General features: G+C 56.0%; 22 protein-coding genes and 1 riboswitch. Of the genes, 11 read left to right on the top strand and 11 right to left on the bottom strand.

What is annotated here, in order from left to right:
- Window positions 1-90: 90 nt before the first annotated feature.
- Window positions 91-1,647, top strand: coding sequence for an ABC-F family ATP-binding cassette domain-containing protein (locus PT964_RS05845; RefSeq protein ID WP_274362390.1), 1,557 nt, complete (start codon window positions 91-93; stop codon window positions 1,645-1,647).
- A 10-nt stretch (window positions 1,648-1,657) separates the two neighbouring features.
- Here the strand turns inward: PT964_RS05845 and PT964_RS05840 are convergent, their stop codons facing one another.
- Window positions 1,658-1,957: a hypothetical protein gene (locus tag PT964_RS05840; RefSeq protein ID WP_274362389.1), complete on the bottom strand. Its 300-nt coding sequence runs from the start codon at window positions 1,955-1,957 to the stop codon at window positions 1,658-1,660.
- Between the two features lie 111 nt (window positions 1,958-2,068).
- On the opposite strand from PT964_RS05840, the gene PT964_RS05835 reads away from it, so the two are divergent.
- The 3 genes from PT964_RS05835 to PT964_RS05825 all read left to right on the top strand — a co-directional run bounded on the left by PT964_RS05835 (window position 2,069) and on the right by PT964_RS05825 (window position 4,295).
- The gene (locus PT964_RS05835; protein WP_274362388.1) at window positions 2,069-3,232 is read left to right on the top strand and encodes a hypothetical protein; all 1,164 of its coding nucleotides are present in this window, start codon (window positions 2,069-2,071) and stop codon (window positions 3,230-3,232) included.
- 171 nt (window positions 3,233-3,403) lie between these two features.
- Window positions 3,404-3,748: an ArsR/SmtB family transcription factor gene (locus PT964_RS05830; RefSeq protein WP_274362387.1), complete on the top strand. Its 345-nt coding sequence runs from the start codon at window positions 3,404-3,406 to the stop codon at window positions 3,746-3,748.
- 31 nt (window positions 3,749-3,779) lie between these two features.
- Window positions 3,780-4,295: an SRPBCC domain-containing protein gene (locus PT964_RS05825; RefSeq protein WP_274362386.1), complete on the top strand. Its 516-nt coding sequence runs from the start codon at window positions 3,780-3,782 to the stop codon at window positions 4,293-4,295.
- Window positions 4,296-4,441: 146 nt separating this feature from the next.
- Here PT964_RS05825 and PT964_RS05820 read toward each other — a convergent pair whose 3' ends face one another.
- The gene (locus PT964_RS05820) at window positions 4,442-5,680 is read right to left on the bottom strand and encodes an aminopeptidase (RefSeq protein ID WP_274362385.1); all 1,239 of its coding nucleotides are present in this window, start codon (window positions 5,678-5,680) and stop codon (window positions 4,442-4,444) included.
- A gap of 155 nt (window positions 5,681-5,835) precedes the next feature.
- Between PT964_RS05820 and PT964_RS05815 the strand changes: the two genes are divergently transcribed.
- Complete coding sequence (locus PT964_RS05815) at window positions 5,836-7,215, top strand: DEAD/DEAH box helicase (RefSeq protein ID WP_274362384.1); 1,380 nt, start codon at window positions 5,836-5,838, stop codon at window positions 7,213-7,215.
- On the opposite strand, the gene PT964_RS05810 is transcribed toward PT964_RS05815, so the two are convergent.
- Genes PT964_RS05810 through PT964_RS05800 form a run of 3 tightly spaced genes read right to left on the bottom strand, consistent with a single transcriptional unit; the run spans window position 7,165 to window position 9,860 of the window.
- Window positions 7,165-7,902, bottom strand: a complete 738-nt coding sequence (locus PT964_RS05810; protein WP_274362383.1) for a lipase family protein — start codon at window positions 7,900-7,902, stop codon at window positions 7,165-7,167. The genes PT964_RS05815 and PT964_RS05810 overlap by 51 nt on opposite strands.
- Window positions 7,883-9,112: a M48 family metallopeptidase gene (locus PT964_RS05805; protein WP_274362382.1), complete on the bottom strand. Its 1,230-nt coding sequence runs from the start codon at window positions 9,110-9,112 to the stop codon at window positions 7,883-7,885. Before PT964_RS05805 ends, PT964_RS05810 begins: the two co-directional genes overlap by 20 nt.
- Before the next feature lie 13 nt (window positions 9,113-9,125).
- On the bottom strand, window positions 9,126-9,860 hold the full coding sequence (locus PT964_RS05800) for a ZIP family metal transporter (protein WP_274362381.1): 735 nt from the start codon (window positions 9,858-9,860) through the stop codon (window positions 9,126-9,128).
- Between the two features lie 101 nt (window positions 9,861-9,961).
- On the opposite strand from PT964_RS05800, the gene PT964_RS05795 reads away from it, so the two are divergent.
- Window positions 9,962-10,222: a DUF2533 family protein gene (locus tag PT964_RS05795; RefSeq protein WP_274362380.1), complete on the top strand. Its 261-nt coding sequence runs from the start codon at window positions 9,962-9,964 to the stop codon at window positions 10,220-10,222.
- Between the two features lie 104 nt (window positions 10,223-10,326).
- Here PT964_RS05795 and PT964_RS05790 read toward each other — a convergent pair whose 3' ends face one another.
- The 4 genes from PT964_RS05790 to PT964_RS05775 form a co-directional block, all read right to left on the bottom strand.
- Window positions 10,327-11,145 carry a MetQ/NlpA family ABC transporter substrate-binding protein gene (locus tag PT964_RS05790; RefSeq protein WP_274362379.1) on the bottom strand — a complete coding sequence of 273 codons (819 nt, stop codon included), beginning with the start codon at window positions 11,143-11,145 and terminating at the stop codon, window positions 10,327-10,329.
- 40 nt (window positions 11,146-11,185) lie between these two features.
- On the bottom strand, window positions 11,186-11,848 hold the full coding sequence (locus PT964_RS05785; protein WP_274362378.1) for a methionine ABC transporter permease: 663 nt from the start codon (window positions 11,846-11,848) through the stop codon (window positions 11,186-11,188).
- Window positions 11,845-12,852 (bottom strand): methionine ABC transporter ATP-binding protein, encoded by a 1,008-nt coding sequence (locus tag PT964_RS05780; RefSeq protein ID WP_274362377.1) that lies wholly within the window; start codon window positions 12,850-12,852, stop codon window positions 11,845-11,847. The genes PT964_RS05785 and PT964_RS05780 overlap by 4 nt, the downstream gene beginning before the upstream one ends.
- Window positions 12,853-12,930: 78 nt before the next feature.
- Window positions 12,931-13,053, bottom strand: a riboswitch (SAM riboswitch).
- Between the two features lie 78 nt (window positions 13,054-13,131).
- Window positions 13,132-13,572 (bottom strand): NUDIX hydrolase, encoded by a 441-nt coding sequence (locus PT964_RS05775; RefSeq protein ID WP_274362376.1) that lies wholly within the window; start codon window positions 13,570-13,572, stop codon window positions 13,132-13,134.
- Window positions 13,573-14,089: 517 nt separating this feature from the next.
- Between PT964_RS05775 and PT964_RS05770 the strand changes: the two genes are divergently transcribed.
- From PT964_RS05770 to PT964_RS05750, 5 genes are read left to right on the top strand one after another with little or no spacing between them, the layout of a single operon-like run.
- A complete protein-coding gene (locus PT964_RS05770) occupies window positions 14,090-15,157 on the top strand; it encodes a type III polyketide synthase (RefSeq protein WP_274362411.1) in 1,068 nt (355 codons plus the stop codon).
- Window positions 15,158-15,173: 16 nt separating this feature from the next.
- Window positions 15,174-15,713, top strand: coding sequence for an isoprenylcysteine carboxyl methyltransferase family protein (locus PT964_RS05765; protein ID WP_274362375.1), 540 nt, complete (start codon window positions 15,174-15,176; stop codon window positions 15,711-15,713).
- Window positions 15,710-17,386: an acyl-CoA mutase large subunit family protein gene (locus PT964_RS05760; protein ID WP_274362374.1), complete on the top strand. Its 1,677-nt coding sequence runs from the start codon at window positions 15,710-15,712 to the stop codon at window positions 17,384-17,386. The genes PT964_RS05765 and PT964_RS05760 overlap by 4 nt, the downstream gene beginning before the upstream one ends.
- Window positions 17,383-17,835 carry a cobalamin-dependent protein gene (locus PT964_RS05755; RefSeq protein ID WP_274362373.1) on the top strand — a complete coding sequence of 151 codons (453 nt, stop codon included), beginning with the start codon at window positions 17,383-17,385 and terminating at the stop codon, window positions 17,833-17,835. Before PT964_RS05760 ends, PT964_RS05755 begins: the two co-directional genes overlap by 4 nt.
- Window positions 17,836-17,878: 43 nt before the next feature.
- Window positions 17,879-18,853 carry a YpdA family putative bacillithiol disulfide reductase gene (locus tag PT964_RS05750; RefSeq protein WP_274362372.1) on the top strand — a complete coding sequence of 325 codons (975 nt, stop codon included), beginning with the start codon at window positions 17,879-17,881 and terminating at the stop codon, window positions 18,851-18,853.
- 5 nt (window positions 18,854-18,858) lie between these two features.
- On the opposite strand, the gene PT964_RS05745 is transcribed toward PT964_RS05750, so the two are convergent.
- Together PT964_RS05745 and PT964_RS05740 are read right to left on the bottom strand one after the other, a co-directional pair.
- On the bottom strand, window positions 18,859-19,653 hold the full coding sequence (locus PT964_RS05745) for an ABC transporter ATP-binding protein (protein ID WP_274362371.1): 795 nt from the start codon (window positions 19,651-19,653) through the stop codon (window positions 18,859-18,861).
- A gap of 4 nt (window positions 19,654-19,657) precedes the next feature.
- Window positions 19,658-20,566, bottom strand: a complete 909-nt coding sequence (locus PT964_RS05740) for an ABC transporter permease (protein ID WP_274362370.1) — start codon at window positions 20,564-20,566, stop codon at window positions 19,658-19,660.
- Window positions 20,567-20,608: the final 42 nt, after the last annotated feature.

Raw genomic sequence — 20,608 nt, 5'->3', positions numbered from 1 at the left:
CCTGCCGAACGGTAATGATTATTCATTGTGTCTCCCGCCAAACAAGCTTATAATCTACTACGGTATAATCCTTATAGAAAAGGTGTATATATGAGCATTCTAACCGTAAAAAATTTAAGCCACGGGTTTGGGGACCGCGCGATTTTTAACGACGTTTCCTTCCGGCTGCTGAAGGGCGAGCATATCGGCCTCATCGGCGCCAACGGCGAAGGCAAGTCGACGTTCATGAATATTGTTACCGGCAAGCTGGAGCCGGACGCCGGCAAAGTCGAGTGGGCGAAGCACGTTCGGGTCGGCTACCTCGATCAGCATGCGGTGCTTCAAAAAGGGATGACGATCCGCGACGTGCTCAAAGGCGCGTTTCAGTATTTATTCGATATGGAAGCGAAAATCAACGAATCTTACGAAAAGATGGCCGATGCGTCTCCCGAGGAAATGGAAGCTTTGCTGGAGGATGTCGGCACGCTGCAAGATATTTTAAGCAGCAACGATTTCTATATTATCGACGCCAAGGTCGAAGAAATCGCTAGAGGTCTAGGCTTGGACGATATCGGACTTGACCGGGACGTCAACGACTTGAGCGGCGGCCAGCGGACGAAGGTGCTGCTCGCAAAGCTGCTGCTGGAAAAGCCGGACATCCTGCTGCTTGACGAGCCGACCAACTATTTGGACGAGAGCCATATCGAATGGCTGAAGCGGTACTTGCAAGAATACGAGAACGCGTTCATTCTTATCTCTCACGATATCCCGTTCTTAAACAGCGTCATCAACTTGATTTACCATATGGAAAATCAAGAGCTGAACCGCTATGTCGGCGATTACGACTACTTCAAGCAAGTATATGAGGCGAAGAAGGCGCAGCTGGAGGCGGCGTTCAAACGCCAGCAGCAGGAAATCGCGGATTTGAAAGATTTCGTAGCCAGAAACAAAGCTTCCGTCGCTACGCGCAATATGGCTATGTCCCGGCAAAAGAAGCTCGACAAGATGGAAATTATCGAGCTGGCGAAGGAAAAGCCGAAGCCGACGTTCAACTTTAAAGAAGCGCGGACTTCAGGCAAGCTGATCTTTGAGACGAACGATTTGGTGATCGGCTACGACGAGCCGCTCTCGAAGCCTCTCCATCTTCGCATGGAACGCGGACAGAAGATCGCCCTCGTCGGGGCGAACGGTATCGGAAAGACGACGCTGCTGCGAAGTATTCTTGGGGAAATCAAGCCGATCGGCGGCTCCGTCGAACTGGGCGATTATTTGCACGTCGGCTATTTCGAGCAAGAAATCAAGCAAGCAAATATGAACACCTGTATCGAAGAGGTGTGGAAAGACTTCCCGTCCTTCACTCAATTCGAGGTTCGCGCGGCTTTGGCGAAATGCGGGCTGACGACGAAGCATATCGAAAGCAAAGTCGAGGTGTTGAGCGGCGGCGAAAAGGCGAAGGTACGCTTATGTAAGCTGATCAACAAAGAGACGAACGTGCTCGTGCTTGACGAGCCTACGAACCATCTGGACGTGGATGCGAAGGAAGAATTGAAACGCGCGGTCAAAGCGTACAAAGGCAGCGTGCTCCTAATCAGCCACGAGCCGGAATTTTATAAAGAGGTCGTTACGGACGTATGGAACTGCGAGTCCTGGACGACCAAAGTATTTTAAAAGGTTCAACCTACAGGTTGAACCTTTTGATTTGCTCCCACTGGTTTTCCTTCTCTAAAATCTCCCTCTGTTTCGGTCCGATCAGATCGAAATGCGGGAACGGGTCTCGGGCGTGAATATAACGCGGCTCCAACCCGTGGCGCAGCAGCCATTCCGTCAATCGGCCGAAGTCGCTGCAGCCGACCTTCGTAACCGTCCTTACGTCCGGAAACCTCGGATGCAGCCAATAATGGGTTAAAAATGCGATATTCCCGTTATTGACTTCTTTTTTCCATGCGGCGAGCTCATGACGCTTGATTCCGAATGCCATGCAAAAAACACTTCCTAAAAAAATGTGTTACAGCTACAATACTACACCTTTTTATCCATGACCGTGGTAAAATTTTACCATAAAACCGTTTCATGCGATGGGAGGGATGCAATGAGGCTCTTTTTATTGCCCTGTTTTCTTTTGATATGCGCGCTCGGAGCAGTCGGAGGCGGCTATTGGGATGTTTGGTGGCATGTGGCCGGTAAAGTCGAAACCTTTTTTACGCTTGCCCATCTGGTCATCTACTCCTCCGTCTTTCTCGGCGGCATGGCCGTTCTGATTGCCGTCGTCGCGCAGCTCGTTCGTCTCCGAACGTGGAGGCCGGCGAAGCTCCCCCTTGCCGGGGAAATGGCGCTGGTCGGCACAGGATCTTTATTTCAGCTTGCGGCCGGCGTATCGGATGAGTTGTACCACAGCTGGGTCGGCTTTGATGTTACCCTCTGGAGCCCGCCGCATTTGCTGGTCATCTTCGGAGGAATCTTGTATGCGCTCGGCATTGCGGAATGGTTTGCCGCCTTGCCGGGACGTCATATTCGCCGGATCGGCATCCTGATGGCACTGGGAACTGCGGCCGTATTCATGCAGTTCGCGCTGACCGAATTCGACATCGAAGCGAAAGGGATCGGCGTCGGCTCCAGATGGCTGCCGTATGCCGAATACTATGCCGTACTGCTCCTCCCCGTGTTGTTGTTTACGGTTCGAGCAGGCACGAGAATGCTGCGGTTTCCGGCGGGGACGCTTATTACGCTGTTTGCCTTTGCCGTTAAATACGCGGTGTTTGCGATTTGGGGCTCGACAAGCTTTACTATGTATTTCCCGTTATTCATTGTGCTGGGCGGCTTGCTGTTCGACGGGGTTTGGCTTCTGCTGCGGCATCAGGAAAAAGCCGCGGAGTGGGCGTCGTCCGCCTCTCTTGGTCTTGGTGTCGCAGCAGCGGCGGCGCTCCAAAGCCCTGTCGCTTTAGACGTCGCGAGAATTTTGCTTACATTGGCGGCCGCTGTCGCGGTTTCGCTGCTTGTGACGCTGCTTCTGCGCTCCACTTCTCCGTTCCCGCACCGCCGGAACGCGGCGCTTGCGTCGATGCTGATGTTGCTTTGCACGGCGGCGCCTTTCAATACGGCCTACGCCCATCCGGGCCATATTCACACGAATTTGGCTCCGGACCTGCATCCGCTGATCGTACTGGCCGAACTTGCCATCGTTATGGTTATAGGATACCGGATTCGCGATCTTCTTGCGGGAATCGGCAAACGGGAGACGCATCCCTTAAAGTAATCGTGTTTACTGAGGCGTGCTGAATGAAATCAAGCACGCTATTTTTTTATTTTTTATATTCCTTGACAGGAATATTCCTTTTCATTTATATTTATAGTAACCCGAATGAACAACAAAGCAATGAAGGAGATGAGAGAATACAAAAGACCATTAACTAATGAGGTGAGCGACATGTCGGGGTACGATCCGGGCATGGCCACGAAGATGCTGAGCGCAATGGCCGAACCGACCCGCAAGGAAATCGTCGAGCTGTTGCGCGGCGGTCCCCTGACCGTAGGAGAAATCGCCGCTCGGCTGGGGCTTCGCCAGCCCCAAGCCTCGAAACATCTGAAGGTGCTTAGCGACAGCGGGATATTGGAAGTGAAGGCGGATGCCAACCGTCGAATTTACAAGCTCCGGCCCGAGCCCTTTCAAGCGCTGGATGCATGGCTGAGCTCTTTTCGGGGCGTCATGCAAGAAAGATTCGATAACCTGGACAACTATTTGCGGGAGCTGCAAAACAAGGATAAACGATAGGATCAAACCATTTCATGAGGAGGAAATGCAAATGTCCAACAACGCAATCGTTTCGAGAGTAGAGAATGAGAATGTTCTGGTGCTGGAGCGCATATTCGATGCGCCGCGCGAGCTCGTGTTCCAGATGTTTAAGGAGCCTGAGCATCTAAAGCACTGGTGGGGACCGAGAGGCTGGGAGCTGCCGGTCTGCAGCATTGATTTCCGGCCGGGCGGCGTTTGGCACTACTGCATGAAGTGTGTCGATAAGAACCAAGGCGAATTTTACGGCATGGAGTCTTGGGGCAAGGGCGTTTATAAGGAAATCGTCGAGCCGGAATCGATCGTCTATGTCGATTACTTCTCGGACGCCGAGGGCAATGAGAACGACACTTTGCCGTCGACCGAAGTCACGCTCCAATTTGTCGATCTCGGCGGCAGGACGAAGCTCGTCAACCGAGCGGAATACGTGTCGGCGGAAGCGCTGAAGACGGTCGTAGACATGGGCATGTTGCAAGGCATCACCGAAACATGGGATCGTCTGGAAGAGCGCCTTAACGCGGTCAAGTAAGGAAAGACGGCCGTCAGGCTTGATAGCCGGCGGCCGTTTTTTTATAGAAATAAGAAGGTCAATCTGCATTATTTTACTTGTGGAAGCCTTTTTCTGCAAAATAGCGAGGTCAAACTTTCCGAAAAGAGCTTCCCCTTCCCCTCTGCTTACTCCGCCCAGTTGCCGTTACGGAAAATCGGCTCCCGCTTGCCGTCGGCCGTAATGCCGTCGATATTCATTTGTTCGCTGCCGATCATAAAATCTACGTGCACGAGGCTGTCGTTCAAGCCTTGCGCCGCAAGCTGCTCCTTCGTCATTTGCTTCCCGCCTTCGACGCTGAATGCATAAGCGGTGCCGATCGCCATGTGGTTCGAGGCGTTCTCGTCATAAAGCGTATCGAAGAATATCAAATTCGTTTCGGAGATCGGCGAGCGGTGCGGGACGAGCGCGACCTCGCCAAGATAATGAGAGCCGTCGTCGGTATCGATCAGACTCTTCAATGTATCGTAGCCGGTTTCGGCCGAAAAGTCGACGATTCTGCCGTCCTTGAACGTCAGCGTAAACCCGTCGATTACGTTGCCGCCGAAATTGAGCGGTTTCGTGTTCCGCACCGTACCGTTGACGCCTTCCCGAAGCGGAGCGGTAAACACTTCTTCCGTCGGAATGTTCGCCACAAACATATCCCCTTGCGCGTTAAAGCTCTCTCCCGCAATCCACAAGTGGCCGGGCGCAAGCTCGACGGTCAGATCGGTGCCTGGAGCTTGATAGTGCAGCGCCTTGTATTTCTTCTCATTCAGCAATGCGGCTTTCGTCCGCAGTATGTCCAGGTGATCGTTCCAAGCCGCCACCGGGTCGTCCTGATCGGCGCGGGTCGCTTTGAACACGTTGTCCCAAAGCTTTGCCATCGCCTCCTCCTCCGGCAAATCCGGAAACACCTTTGCAGCCCACGAAGGGGACGGAATCGATTGGATGCTCCAGCTGACCTGATCGGCCATTTGAGCGTTTTTGAAATTTTTCATAGCGGCGCCTTGCACTCTTCTTGCCGCTGCGAGTCGATCGGGATTCACGCCTTTCAGCAGCTCGGGATTGGCCGATCTGTAATATAGGAACGCCGCTCCTTCCGCCGCCATCTCTTCATAGCCCTTGGCGCGCCATAGCGGGAACTCGTCAAACGCCTCATCCGGCGCCATGTCATATTTGAGCCGCGTGATCACATCGTCGTGCCAATCCAAATACACATCCTTGGCGCCTGCTTCATAAGCCGATTTGGCGGCCATTCTGACAATGTCCAGAGCCGAAACCGGTGCGGAAATAACGAGCCTTTGCCCTTTCTGCACATTGACGCCGACCTTGACGCCGAGCTCCACATATTTTTCCAAATTTCGCTTAAATTCATTGGTATGCAATCCGTTCACAACCTTTATTTATTGTTTTCGCTTAGAATTACCATTCTTCATTTTGCGCAGAAAACCTCTTTTTACCTAATTTTTTTGATTCCTTTCGCGCTTTCGGTTAATCTTATAGCTTAAGGAACATAGTGGAAATGAGGAAACGGAGATTCATGAGCAAAAATACATTCGGTACGTTAGGCATTAATAACGAATTCGCGCATGCGCTGAAATCAAACGGAATCGTGACCCCCACACCGGTGCAGGCCGAAGCGATTCCGCTGCTGCTGTCCGGCGAGGACGCGATTGTTCAAGCCCAAACCGGGACAGGAAAGACGCTCGCCTTCCTGCTTCCGATCCTTGAAGTGATCGAGCCGCAAAAGCGCGGCGTCCAAGCGTTAATTCTCACCCCTACCCGCGAGCTCGCCATTCAAATTACGGCGGAAGCCAAAAAACTGGCCCCGATCGCCGGCGCCGGCGTTCTGGCCGTCTATGGAGGACAGGATGTAGACGCGCAGGTGCATAAGCTGAAAGGCGATACGCATATCGTTGTAGCCACTCCGGGAAGACTGCTGGATCATTTGCGCCGCGAGACGATCTCGCTCCATACCGTATCCATGCTCGTATTGGACGAAGCCGACCAAATGCTGCACATGGGCTTTTTGGCCGAGGTGGAGGAAGTGCTCCGGCAAATTCCGTCCAGAAGACAGACGATGCTGTTCTCGGCGACGATCCCCGGCGCGGTTCGCGAGCTGGCGGCGAATTATATGAGAAAGCCGAAGGATGTGCGCATTAAAGGCAAGGAGGTTACGCTCGACGATATTAAGCAGCTTGTCGTCGAAGTAACGGACCGCGGCAGGGCGCAAACGCTATTCAACATGATCAAACAGTTCAGCCCCTATCTCGCCGTCGTGTTCTGCAGGACGAAAATACGCGCCAAAAAATTGACGCAGGATTTGATCGACAACGGCTTTGAAGCGGATGAGCTGCACGGCGATTTGACGCAGGCGAAGCGCGAAGCGGTAATGAAACGGTTTCGGGAAGCGAAGCTGCAGGTGCTCGTTGCGACCGACGTCGCCGCCCGTGGGCTTGACGTCGAAGGAGTCACGCACGTATTCAATTACGACATACCGGCCGACACGGAGACGTATATCCATCGCATCGGCCGTACGGGACGAGCGGGCCAGCAGGGCGTAGCCGTGACGCTGGTATCGCCGAAGGACCGGGGACAGCTGCAGCACATCGAACGGGGGATCGGGAAGACGCTCGAGCGCCGCAATATGTCCGAATTCGGCGTCGGCCGCGGCGTTGCCGCTGCGCCCGATGAGCCTGTTCGAGAGCGCCGGGGCGGCGGTGGCGGCGGCGGACGCAGCAGAACCGAGGCCGACAGACGCGCCAAGCCGGCAAAGAAAAAGCCGGATTTGCGTTACCGGCCGAAAGCCAAAACCGCAGGCTCTGCGGAGAGGAGCGGACGCAGTGCGGAAGGCGGGCGCACGCAAAAATCATTCGTCCGTAAGCCGAGCGGCGCCGGGAGAAAAGGCAGATCCCGCTGATTCGCCCTCTTGGCGCCTCATCAGCCAGTCCCAAACCCTGCCGGAAATGCGGTCCAGATTGGACCGCCCCTGTTCATCCGTGAACGGGGGACGGCTGCGAAAATAATCGGCGTGTCCGCCGACAATCTCAACCCCTTCGACGATGCCCGGAGGGGTTTTTCCCCATCGTCCGAGCAGGGTGATCGGGTCGGCTCTTCGCCCCAAGCGATTCGTCCCGTAAAGATACAGCACGTCCGCCGGATTGACGGCGCGGGCCGGTATCGGGCATTTCGGCGAGCCGATCATAACGATCCTGATGCGCAGCCGGCTGCCCGACTCGAATAACCGTCTGGCGGCTTGGATGCACGCCACGCCGCCGGCGCTGTGGCCGAGAAGCACCGCCTGGCCGCTCTGCTCATTTTCGGCAATTTTACTTATTTCCTCAGCCAAACGGACTCCGCCGACGGATCGCGGACGCAGGAAGCCGCCGTCCGTCAAATCCTTCCGTATTTCATTCAGCTGCCGCAAGCGCGATACGCTCCAATCTCCATAAGGAAACAAATGAGACGCTCCGACACGGAATCCCGCATCGCGAAACAGCCCTTCGAACCGCTCGGCCGCCTCTTTCATAAAATCCGGCGACGTCGCAAAGCCGGCGGCAAAAACAAGAGACAACGCGCGCTCCATGTTAACGGAATTGCTCGACATACAATATCCGTTCCTTTATGCTCGGGTGCGTAGAGCGAAACCAAGTGACAAGCGCCGGAGGATCGATGTCGGACAACGATGACGCGGCAAGCTTCTGGTACATGCCGACCGCCCCCTCCCCGCTGCCGATCATCTCCAGCGCATACACGTCCGCGGCGTGCTCCGCCGATCGCGACACCGCGTTGGATACGGGAGCGGATGCGAACGACAGCACCGAAACGAGAAGCAGCAGCAGCGGAAGCGACGCTTTGTCGTTCAGCCGCCGGATGCCGATCGCCACGCCATAGCGGCCGACGATCGCTTGATACAGCTTTCCTCCGATAAACAGCAGAATGAAAGAAGATCCGACAGCTCCCAAGGCGGACCACTCGAGGTGGTGCATGGCGTAATGTCCGATTTCGTGCGCCATAATGAACAAAATTTCGCGTTCGTTCAATGCGCGCAGCGTCGTGTCCCACAGTACGATGCGAAGCGTCGGGCCGATGCCGGTGACGTAAGCGTTCAGCGAATTCGTTTTTTCCGAAATATTGACCTCGTATACCCGTTCCGCCGGAATGCCGGCACGGTCCGCCAGCTTTAAAATTTGCTCTTCCAGATGGGGTCCGGACAACTCCGAGTACCGGTTAAAGAGCGGATCGATTACGACAGGCTGTATGTACATCAGAAATACCGTAAAAGGGACGGACAGCAGCCACAGCGCAAGCCACCAACGCTTCACCCGGCCGATCACCCATAGTGCCGTCCAGAGCACGGCGAGCGTGATGATGCAGTCAATCGCAAAATCGACCGCCGCATCTCGTACCCAACCGCCGATCGATTGAACCGATACGCCGTAATAGCGCGAAAGACCGAACGATAAGAGACTGATCGGCAGCCGGCACGCAAACACGACGGCGAGCAGCAGCATCACGAACGCCGGCAGCTTGTATCGGGCGCTCCAGCGGGATGCCGTTCCTCCGATTAGAAGAAACAAATAGACGCCCCAAATCCATGGGTAGCTGATGAAGAACAGCCAATTTTTCAGCGCCGAGTACATTCTCATCTCGTTGTATTGCTCGGCAGGCAAAAACACCGACGGATCGACCGCCGTACCCCGGTCCGCGGCCGGAAGCGGCTGAACGGCATCGACCCATAAGTAAATGCCGATGGCCGCAGCGTAGACGATAAATCCGATCACATATGCACGAATCCATTTTTTGCGCGAATTCATCCTTCAACCTTCCTTATCCGAACCATTCGATTAGTGCGATCATCGTAATGAGACCTAAAATAAAAGAATAAGTGGAAGAACCCGCGTTCCCGTCGCCGTGGCTTTCCGGAATCAGTTCTTTATAAACGATAAACAGCATGGCGCCCGCCGCAAACGCAAGCCCGTACGGAACGAGTCCCGAAACGTAAGCCGTCAAGGAGTACCCGAGCAAGCCGGTTACGATCTCTACGGAACCTGTAAGCGTCGCGATCAGGAACGCCGTCGTTCTTTTGACCTTCTGATACGTTAAAAACAGCGCCACAAGAAAACCCTCCGGAGCGTTCTGCAATCCGATGGCAAGCGCAATTAACGGACCGAGGTTCCCGCTCCCGCTTGCATAGCTGACGCCGACCGACAGCCCCTCCGGCAAATTATGCAGCGTAATGGCCGTAATGATCAGCATGCTTTTCGAATCGAACTGCACGGAAGCGCCGGAACGATGCTCCAGGTCGATATGCGGCATAAACCGCTCCATCAGGCTTAACACCGTCGTTCCGATGAGAATGCCGATCGTAACGGTAAGCAAATTCGATTCATGCAGCGCAACGGGAATTAAATTAAACATCGTAGCCGACACCATAATGCCGGCGGTAAACGCAAGCAGCACGTCCCGCAGCCGGTGCGTGACGACCTTGAACAGCAAGATCGGAAGCGCGCCCGCCCCCGTCGCCAACGCCGAGATGATGCTTCCCAGCAAAACGTTATCCATACATTTGCCACCCCCTTATGTTTACCTTTCCCCCATCCATTGAGACTGGCGCATCAATATAGTAACATGATGTGTATGATCGTCGAACGGAGGATTATTACATGAGCGTACATGAAGCGATATCGGAGCATTCGCGCAAGCAGCATATGCACCTTGCGGCATTTCAAGAAATGGACGAACGGCGGGAGCGCGCCATTGCGTCGGCCGTCGAACAATATTTACGCGGAGAGCCCTACTCGCTCGATTCCATCAACTCGATTACGGCCCAAATCAACACCCATGCGAAGCACGGCATCTCGCCGACGAGACAGTATGTTACCGCAGAAATGCTGGAGACCTATGCGGAGCGGCTCCGCACATAAAAAATCATAGCCTCCCTGCTGCGACAAATCAAACGAAAAAACAAAGGGCCGTCCTTCAAAGTCATGTTCGCATGACCGAAGGACAGCCCTTTACTCGTTATGGATTAGAACGCAGGAACGATGGCTCCCTTGTACTTTTCTTCAATAAATTGCTTCACTTCGTCGGATTGCAGCGCCTCTACCAGCTTCTTGACGGCATCCGAATCTTTGTTGTCCGGGCGGGCTGCAATGATGTTCACGTACGGTGAATCGCTGCCTTCGATGAAGAGCGCATCCTCTGTCGGCACCAAGCCGCCTTCAAGCGCATAGTTCGTGTTGATGACCGCCATGTCTACGTCGGGAAGCGCACGCGGCAGCATCGCCGGATCCATCTCTTGGAATTGAAGGTTTTTCGGGTTTTCTACGACGTCGTTCACCGTTGCACTGACGCCGACGCCCTCTTTCAGCTTAAGAAGCCCGTTCTTTTCCATCAGGATCAGTGCGCGCCCTGCGTTGGACGGGTCGTTCGGAATGGCGACCTTCGCGCCGTCCTGCAAGTCGTCTGCACTTGTAATTTTTTGAGAATAAGCGCCCATCGGCTCGATATGGATGCCGCCTGCATTGACCAGATCCATCTTTTGGTCGTGATTGAACTGCTCAAGATACGGGATATGCTGGAAATAGTTCGCGTCGAGCTTCTTTTCGAACAGCTGCACGTTCGGTTGAACGTAGTCCGTAAATTCGATGATTTCAAGGTTTATGCCTTGCTCTTTCAGCTTCGGTTTTACAACCTCCAATATTTCCGCGTGCGGAGTCGTGGATGCCCCGACCTTCAGCGTAACCTCTTCCCCGTTGGAACCGCCGTTTCCGCCGTTTCCGCCGCCGCATGCGGCGAGAACAACCAACAACAATACTGCGAGTGATCCGAATAGCCCCTTCTTCATCCTTCTCTTCCTCCTATTTTCTCTTTTTTATATATGGATTCTACTTCCGGCTGTACCGGGCGACGAGCCTGTCCCCAACCGTCTGCAAAATAACCACCATAATTAACAAAATGAATACCGTGACGAGCATAATATCCGTCCGGAACCGGTTGTACCCGTAGTTGATCGCCAGCTGACCGAGGCCGCCGCCGCCGATCAGCCCGGCCATTGCCGTATAAGCGAGCAGCGTAATCGCAGTAATCGTAATGCCTCCGATCAAGCCCGGCCTCGCTTCCGGTAGCAGCACCCGCGTAACGATCTGCCATGGAGAAGCGCCCATCGCTTGAGCGGCTTCGATAACGCCCTTGTCCACCTCGCGCATCGACTGCTCGACAATGCGCGCCAAGAACGGCGCAGCGCCGAAGACGAGCGGCGGAATCGTGCCTTCCACGCCGATCGCCGTGCCGACGAGCAGCCGGGTAAGCGGGATGAGCGTGATCATCAATATGACGAACGGCACGGATCGGAACAAATTGATAACAGACGAAAGCACCGTATATATCAATCGATTGGACAGCAGCTGCCCCTTCGAGAACAGGAAGACGAGGATGCCCAGCGGAACGCCGATCAGAACGGTGAACAGCGTCGAAAAGCCGAGCATAACCGTCGTATCGACCGTCGCCTTCCACACGTCGTCCCAAGGAATCGTCTGATCCGTATTCATTGCATCGCCTCCACTTCTAAGCCGCGCTTGCGCAATGACTGTATCGTCCGCTCGGCTTGTCCGTCGTCGCCGTGCAGTTCGACAAGCAGCTGGCCGTAAGGGATATTTTTCATTTGAGAAATCGAACCCTGCAGTATGCTGAACGACATCCCCGTCTCCTTGACGGTTTCGAACAGAACCGGTTCGTAGGTTTGTTCGCCTTGGAACGTAATCCGCAGAACGGTGCCTCTCGCACGCTCGCCCGAAAGCGGCTCTGCCCCTCTTACATCGCCGAGCTGCGATACGAACTGCTTCGTGGTCGGATGCTGCGGACGCAAAAAGACGTCCAGCACATCTCCCGATTCCACGATGCGTCCGCCGTCAATGACGGCGACCCGATCGCAAACCGAGCGAATGACGTGCATTTCGTGCGTGATCAGCACAATCGTCAGATGAAACTTCTTGTTGATGTCCAGCAGCAGCGACAAAATCGAATCCGTCGTCTGCGGATCGAGCGCCGACGTCGCTTCGTCGCAAAGCAGCACATGCGGATCGTTGGCCAGTGCCCTTGCAATGCCGACACGCTGCTTCTGCCCGCCCGACAGCTGAGCCGGATAACGGCTTAGGTGCCCCTCCAAACCGACCAGCGCCGCAAGCTCCTTCACCTTCGTTTGAATTTGCGCCTTCGAAGCGCCGGCCAGACGCATCGGAAACGCGATATTATCAAAGACGGTGGCGGAAGACAGAAGATGAAAGTGCTGAAAGATCATTCCGATTTTTTGCCGGTGCGCCTGCAGCTCCCGAGGCGAACTGCCGGTAATGTTCACGTCTCCGATGGTAATGTGGCCGGTGTCCGGCGTTTCCAAAGCGTTCAAGCAGCGCAGCAGCGTGCTCTTTCCGGCGCCGGAATGCCCGATGATGCCGAATATTTCTCCTTTGCGGATGGAAAGATGTATATCTTTAAGCGCGGCGAACGTCCGCTCTCCCGTACCGAACGTTTTGCTGATATGATGAATTTCGATCAAAGACGCTCCCCCTTTCTTGCAACGTAAAAAGCCCCCGACTCATAAAAGGAGACAGGGGCGTATTTATTGTAGGTCCCTATCTCATCTGTCCGGAAACGCATGCGCGCTTCCGGAGGAATTGGCACCGGGCATCCGCGTATTGTAACGCGAACCGGTTGCCGGGCTTCACAGGGCCTGTCCCTCCGCCGCTCTCGATAAGATAATCGAATGGTTATTCGGTTATTGAAAAACGATAAGTTGTACTATAAACCATAATACGAATCTCGTCAATAACATATTTTAGAAGCCGTACATAGTCCTCTTGCTTTCGACGGCTTGAAGCGCGGCGGACATACTTTTGGCGAGAAAGCTTTCCTTCTCCCGGAACGGAATGTACCGGTAGCCGTCAACCTCCGGCGTCGGCTTTCCCGTATATCGATTCGGGAAATAGGAGGTGCAGACCATGGCGCCGGGATCCGGAAGCTCGTCGGTTTTCCAGACGAACAGATGCAGGTCTTTTTCCCGCGTGTAGGGCAGCACGCCAATGTCGGTCAGCTCGGAAACCGGCACGTCGATTCCGGTTTCCTCCTTCGTCTCTCTCCGGCAAGTTTCTTCGGGAGCTTCTCCTTCCTCTTGGAGCCCTTTCGGCAAATCGTAAAACCGGTTCCCCGTCGAGTGGCAAACGAGAAACCGCTCCCCATCGGTAAGCAACAGTCCTACCGTCGTTTTTTTCGGCTTCATATTTATCCGTCCTTACGTCAACTTATCTTGTAACGCTTTAGCACCATCTTTTGGTGCTAAAGCCGGAGCGTCCCCGTCATTCGGTTTGCGATGCCGGAATTAACGGAACAAGTTGTCCGCGNGTAACGCTTTAGCACCATCTTTTGGTGCTAAAGCCGGAGCGTCCCCGTCATTCGGTTTGCGATGCCGGAATTAACGGAACAAGTTGTCCGCGAATCGCCCGAAAACCGCCAATTACCGGCGATTCAAGCGAATTAACGGACATTCGGTTCCGCTAATGAGCCCTTTTACCCGGTTTCGACAAAATTAGCGGACATCCGCTTCCGTTAGCTTCTTTCATACATGGTGGTGGCCGCATGGACATGAGAGTTTTGATGCTAAGTTGGTTGTACAACGAGCCCTCTTTTCTCATTATAACAAATTGAATCCCCGTCGCCCGATACGGGAGGCTCGTGCATAAATTGCCGTCTCGATCGGAAAACTATGGTAACCATTTCCTGAGCGGGAGGGAACTACCATCGCAGCCATCGTTTCCGTTGGGACCGCGGTTCCGGAGCATCGGATCGGTCAAGCGGACGTGAGGAACGCCGTCAGGCACATGTTTGAAGCCTCCGTTCATAATATTGACCGCTTTTTGCCGATCTTTGAACATAGTGAAATCGAAACGAGACATTTTTGCGCGCCGCTCGATTGGTTTCAGCATCCCCGCTCCGTTGAAGAGAAGCACGCTTTGTTCGTGCAAAGCGCTGTGGATTTAGCCGAGCGGGCGGTGCGAAGCTGCCTGGGACGAGCCGGTACCGAACCGGGAGACATCGATCATATTTTTATGGTGACGACTACCGGGACGGTTACTCCGAGCTTGGACGCTTATTTGTTTAACCGTCTGTCCTTCCGTCCTCACATCAAACGGACGCCGATTTGGGGCCTCGGATGTGCGGGCGGGGCGGCGGGTTTGTCGCGGGCGGCGGAATACGTGAAGGCATTTCCGAAGCAGAAAGCCTTGCTGGTCAGCGTGGAGCTGTGCAGCTTGACCTTCATTCGCAACGACACGTCCAAAAGCAACATCGTGGCTACCTCGCTGTTCGCGGACGGAGCTGCGGCGGCGCTCGTTGCCGGTGACGAGTGCGATGGAATCGGCACGGGCGGCCGCCCTGCGCCGCGGATCGTTTCGACGCAAAGCACGATCTGGCCCGAATCGCTCGACGTAATGGGTTGGGACGTTACGAACGAAGGCTTGAAGGTCATTTTTTCCAAGGATATCCCTTCCATTATCGCTCGATACATGCACCCGAATGTGGAGGAATTATCGAATAGCGTCGGCTGGCCTCCGGAAAGTATCGAATATTTCATATTGCACCCCGGCGGGGCGAAGGTGCTGACCGCCTACGAGGAGGCGCTTCGGCTCCCGAAGGAGCGCTTGGACGCCTCGCGGCGCATCCTGCGCGATTACGGCAATATGTCCTCTTGTACGGTGCTGTTCGTGCTCGAAGACATATTGCGCGGAGGGACCGAACCGGGCTCCCGCGGACTGGCGGGCGCGCTCGGACCGGGCTTTAGCTCGGAGCTGCTGTTATTACAGTTTTAATAAGGAGCGGTGACAAATGCTGCTTTGGTTTACGCTCGTATTTTGCGTTGTGATCGTCCAGCGGCTCGCGGAGCTTCGGCTGGCGGAAAGGAACGCAAGGCGCATTCGGGAGGCCGGCGGCTTCGAGGTCGGCGCCGAGCATTACAAATATATCGTGCTGCTGCACGTTATGTTTTTCCTCTCGTTGCTCGCGGAGTTTACGCTGCGCACGCCCAAGCCTTCGCCATGGATGCTGCTTCCGGCAATCGCATTTCTGCTGCTGCAGGCGGCGCGCGTATGGTGCATCCGTTCGCTCGGCGACCATTGGAACACCCGCATCTTTGTCGTCCCCGGGCGAGAGCTCGTCCGCAAAGGTCCGTACCGCTATGTCCGCCATCCGAATTACGCGGTCGTTACGCTCGAAATGCTCGTGCTGCCGCTCTGCTTCGGATGCTATTGGACGGCAGCCATGTTCCCTCTGGTCAATATGCTTGTCCTTAGCCATCGAATGAAAGTGGAAGAGAACGCGCTGCTGTTGATGCAGCCGGCTATGGACGAGAAGGTGGATCTCCGATGACCGCGAACGAATGGCTGCCAGGGCAACATGGTGCCGTAAACACGCGTTCTTGCGGAGAGATGGACGTATGTTACCCGTCCGGTCCTATGGATGAAGCGCAAGCGGAACGGATCGGCCGGCCCGGGGAATTTCCGTATACGCGCGGCATTCATCCGCATATGTATCGAAGCCGGCTCTGGACGATGCGCCAATATTCCGGGTTCGGTTCGCCGCGGGAGACGAACCGTCGGCTGAAATATTTGCTGCGGAAAGGCCAGACGGGTCTGTCGCTCGCGTTCGACCTCCCGACCCAGCTGGGCTTGGATGCGGGCGACCCGCTGGCCGCCGGCGAGGTCGGGAAAACCGGCGTATCCATATCATCTTTGTCCGATATGGAGAAGGTGCTTAAAGGGATTCCGTTAGGCGATGGCGGCAGCGGCAAAGACGGCGGCGTTTCGTTATCGATGACGATCAATGCGACGGCGGGTGCCGTGCTCGCCATGGTGGAGGCGGTCGCGGACAAAGCCGGTGTCGATCGGCGGGCTTTGTCGGGAACGGTGCAGAACGATATTTTGAAGGAGTTCGCCGCCAGAAACGCCTATATATTCCCGCTTGAGCCGTCCTTGCGGCTGGCGGGCGACGTGATGCAGCATGTGTGCGAATCGCTTCCGCGATGGAACGCGGTCAGCGTAAGCGGCTACCATATGCGGGAAGCGGGCGCGACGGCGGCGCAGGAGGTCGGCTTTGCGTTTGCGAACGGGATCGCGTATATCGAGGAAGCGCTAAGCCGCGGTCTTTCCGTCGATGCGGTTGCCCCGCGCATCGCCTTCTTCTTCGCTTCGCACAGCCACCTCTTGGAGGAGGCGGCGAAGTTCCGCGCCGCGCGGCGGCTGTGGGCGCGGCTCATGCGCGAGCGGTTCGGCGCCAAGGAGCCGCGTTCGCTGCAGCTGCGGTTTCACGCGCAAACCGCAGGCTCCACGTTAACCGCGGCGCAGCCGGACAACAACGTTGTGCGCGTAACGCTGCAGGCGCTCGCCGCCGTGTTCGGCGGCGCGCAAAGCCTGCACACGAACGCGAAGGACGAGGCGCTGCGGCTGCCCAGCGCCTCCGCTGCTGCGCTGGCGCTGCGCACGCAGCAAATCATCGCCTGCGAGAGCGGCGCGGCGGAGACGGTCGATCCGCTGGCCGGATCGTATGCAGTGGAGGCGCTCACCGATGCGATCGAGCGCTCCATTGCCGCCTGCCTCGATGCGGTCGAGCGGGAAGGCGGCGCCGTGGAGGCGATCCGGCGCGGTTACATGCAGCGCGAAATCCGCAGCGCCGCATACCGAACGCACCGCGAAATTACGGACGGCACGCGTCCGATCGTCGGCGTCAACCGTTTCGCCGGCGACGGGGCGGAGCTCCGGTCCGTGCCTTCGCTGTCGCGCATCCGCCGGGCCGAGCAGCAAGCCGACGCCGAACGGCAGCGGGCCGCCGAGCTTGCCGCAGCCCGGGCGCAGCGCAGCGAGACTGACGCCGCGCGGGCGCTGCGGCGGCTCTCGCACGATGCCGGCCGCGGCTTCAATACGATGCCGTCCATGCATGGAGCCGTTCAAGCCGGCTGCACCGTCGGCGAAATATACGGCACATTAAGCGGCATCTTCGGGACGTACCGGGAATCCGCCGACGAATGGGAGGTCATAGACGAATGATCAATCAAACGAAACAAAACAGCCGCAGCCCCCTGCCCCGCACCAAGGTGCTCATCGCCAAAGCGGGATTGGACGGGCATGACCGCGGGGCCATTATTCTCGTCAAGGCGCTTCGGGAGCTGGGTCTTGAAGCGACCTTCAGCGGAGTTAGGCGGACGCCGAAGGAAATCGCCGCGATGGCCGTGGAACGAGACGCCGATTGCGTCGGCCTGTCGTCCCATTCCGGCGCCCACCTCATGTTGTTTCCGCTTGTCATCGAAGAGCTGCGCGCCGCCGGCTGGGACCGCGGCTTGATTATCGCAGGCGGTCTTATCCCGGAGGCGGACCACCCCGCACTGCTCCGCGCAGGCGTTAGCCGCATCTTCCGGCCCGAATCGCCGATCCCGGACATCGCCGCATATATTCGCGCATCCGCCGCTTCCGTGACTTCCATCCGCCAATTGAGGTAGTATAGAAAGAAAAGAACTTATCGGATGGAGGTCCTCTTTACGTATGGAACAAGCAATCGTCGTCGGCGCGGGACCGTGCGGTCTCGCTGCCGCCATTGAGCTGCAAAACATAGGACTCAACCCTTTAGTGATAGAAAAGTACAACATTGTCCATTCCATATACCGTTACCCGACGAATTTGCAATTTTTCAGCACGGCGGAGCTGCTAGAAATCGCGGACATCCCCTTCTCGACTCCCAACGAAAAACCGTTCCGCCGCGAGGCGCTCGAATACTACCGCAACGTCGCTCAGCGGCGAAATGTCCGTCTTCACACTTACGAAGAAGTCGTGTCCGTCTCCAAAGAGCATGGTAGATTTATAGTGACGAGTGAGAGAAAAGGAAAATCGCACCGCTATGAAGCTGCTACTGTCGTCGTCGCAACGGGCTATTTCGACCGACCGAACATGATCGGCATTCCGGGAGAGACGCTGGAGAAGGTGTCTCACTACTTTCAAGAACCGCATCCGTATGCAGGCACGAAGGTAGCGATCATCGGAGGGAACAACTCCGCCGTCGATGCGGCGATGGAGCTGGTGCGCGTCGGCGCGGACGTTACGATCGTCTATCGGGGCACGAAGGAGCGCCAAAAAATTAAGCCGTGGGTATCTCCATTATTCGAGGGACAGATTGCGAAGGGGAAAATCAACATGCTGTACGAATCTCGCGTCATCCGCATAGCGGAAGATACGATTACGGTCGAGAATCCCGACGGTTCGACAACCGTCATGGACAACGATTTTGTTCTTGCTCTTACCGGGTTCCGCCCCGACCGCGTGCTGCTCGGCGGCACCGGCGCAGAGCTGCGCGAGGACACCGGAGCGCCGGTCTACGACCCGGAAACGATGGAAACGAGCGTAAAGGGACTATACGTCGCAGGCGTCGTCGCTTCAGGCGAAGACGCGAATGAAATTTTCATCGAGTCGGGGCGCAAGCACGGAACGTTAATCGCCCGGCATATTGCAGCCGGGCGACCGTAAAGTAACTATGCAAGCACGACGCGGTCGTCCGCAAGGCGCTGTCCGCGAATCGCTTCGAACTTATCGAGGAGAGCCGGCACCGTCAGGCTCTTCTTTTCTTCTCCCTCGGTATCGAAAATAACGGATCCCTTGTCCATCATAATCAACCGGTTGCCAAGCCGGATCGCTTGTTCCATGTTATGAGTGACCATAAGGGTCGTAATTCCCGTCTCCCGAACGATTTTTTCCGTAATTTGCGTTACCAGCTCCGCCCGGGAAGGGTCGAGCGCCGCCGTATGCTCGTCCAACAGCAAAATTTTTGGCTCGGTAAACGTAGCCATCAGCAAGCTGAGCGCCTGACGCTCTCCTCCGGACAACAGCCCGACCTTCGCGTTCAATCGATTCTCAAGGCCCAGCCCAAGCGTCGCCAGCCGTTCCTTAAACAGCTTCTGCCTGTTCCTGGCCAGCCCCGAGCTTAGTCCCCTGCGCTGCCCGCGGTGATAAGCGAGCGCAAGGTTTTCTTGGATGGTCATCGTCGGCGCCGTTCCGGACATCGGGTCCTGGAACACGCGACCCACCCATTTGCTGCGTTCGTGCTCCCTCAGCTTGTTTACGTTCGTTCCGTCAATCGAAATGTCCCCGGCTTCCGGATTCAGCACGCCGGAGATGACGTTCATCAGCGTCGATTTCCCCGCGCCGTTCCCGCCGATGACCGTTACGAAATCGCCTTCGCGCAGCTTGAGCGAAACGCCTCTTAAAGCGATCTTCTCATCCGGCGTGTACGGGTAAAACACCTTAACTACCTCTCTCAGCTCGAGCATCAGGTTACACCGCCTCCCGTCCGAGCTCCGCGCTCCGTTTTTTCCCGATCGACTTCTCTCTCTGCTTCTTTCGGATCATCGGAACGGTAAGCGCGATAATGACGATCAGCGCCGTCATCGCCTTCATGTCCGACGGCTCCAAGCCGTAGCGAAGCGCGATCGCAATGACGATCCGGTATACGATGGCGCCGAGCGCAACGGCCAGCGTCGCGCGGGCGATCGTGCCGGAACCGAACAATACTTCGCCGATAATGACGGAAGCGAGCCCGACAACGATCATGCCGATTCCCATCTGCAGGTCCGCATAACCTTGATATTGCGCAACGAGAGCTCCGGCGGAGGCCACCAACCCGTTCGACAGGCTGACGCCCAATATGATCGTATTATCGGTGTTTACGCCGAAGCTGCGTATCATCTTCGGATTGTCGCCGGTCGCCCGCACGGCCATGCCGATATCTGTCTTCAGAAACCAGTCGATCAGAAGCTTCATAACCAGTACGATAATCGGCGCAATGATTAGCGCATAGGAAACGTACGTCACGACATCTCCGTCGGGAAATACGGTTTCTTGATTCAACAGCGGAATATTCGGACGGCCCATGATCCGGAAATTGATCGTATATAGCGCGATCATCATTAATATTCCGGACAGCAGCGCGTTAATTTTCCCTTTCGTGTGCAGAAGCCCGGTAACGGCTCCTGCGGCAAGCCCGCCGAAGAACGCGCAAATGGTGGCGATCCACGGCGATGTGCCGGATACGATCATGCCGGCCGCAATGCCCGCTCCTGTCGTAAAGCTGCCGTCTACGGTCAGGTCGGGAAAATCCAGGATGCGAAATGTTAAGTAGACGCCCAAAGCCATAACGGCGTACAAAAGCCCGAGCTCGACGGAACCGATCAAAGCGACGGTCATATCATTACCTCCGTATAAGAGGAGAGTGGCCCGCTTGGCGGG

This window comes from Paenibacillus thermotolerans (assembly GCF_028745515.1).
GTDB lineage: Bacteria > Bacillota > Bacilli > Paenibacillales > YIM-B00363 > Paenibacillus_AE > Paenibacillus_AE thermotolerans.
The sequence above is the reverse complement of the archived record's forward strand: the minus strand, read 5'-3'. Positions and strand labels throughout refer to the sequence as shown.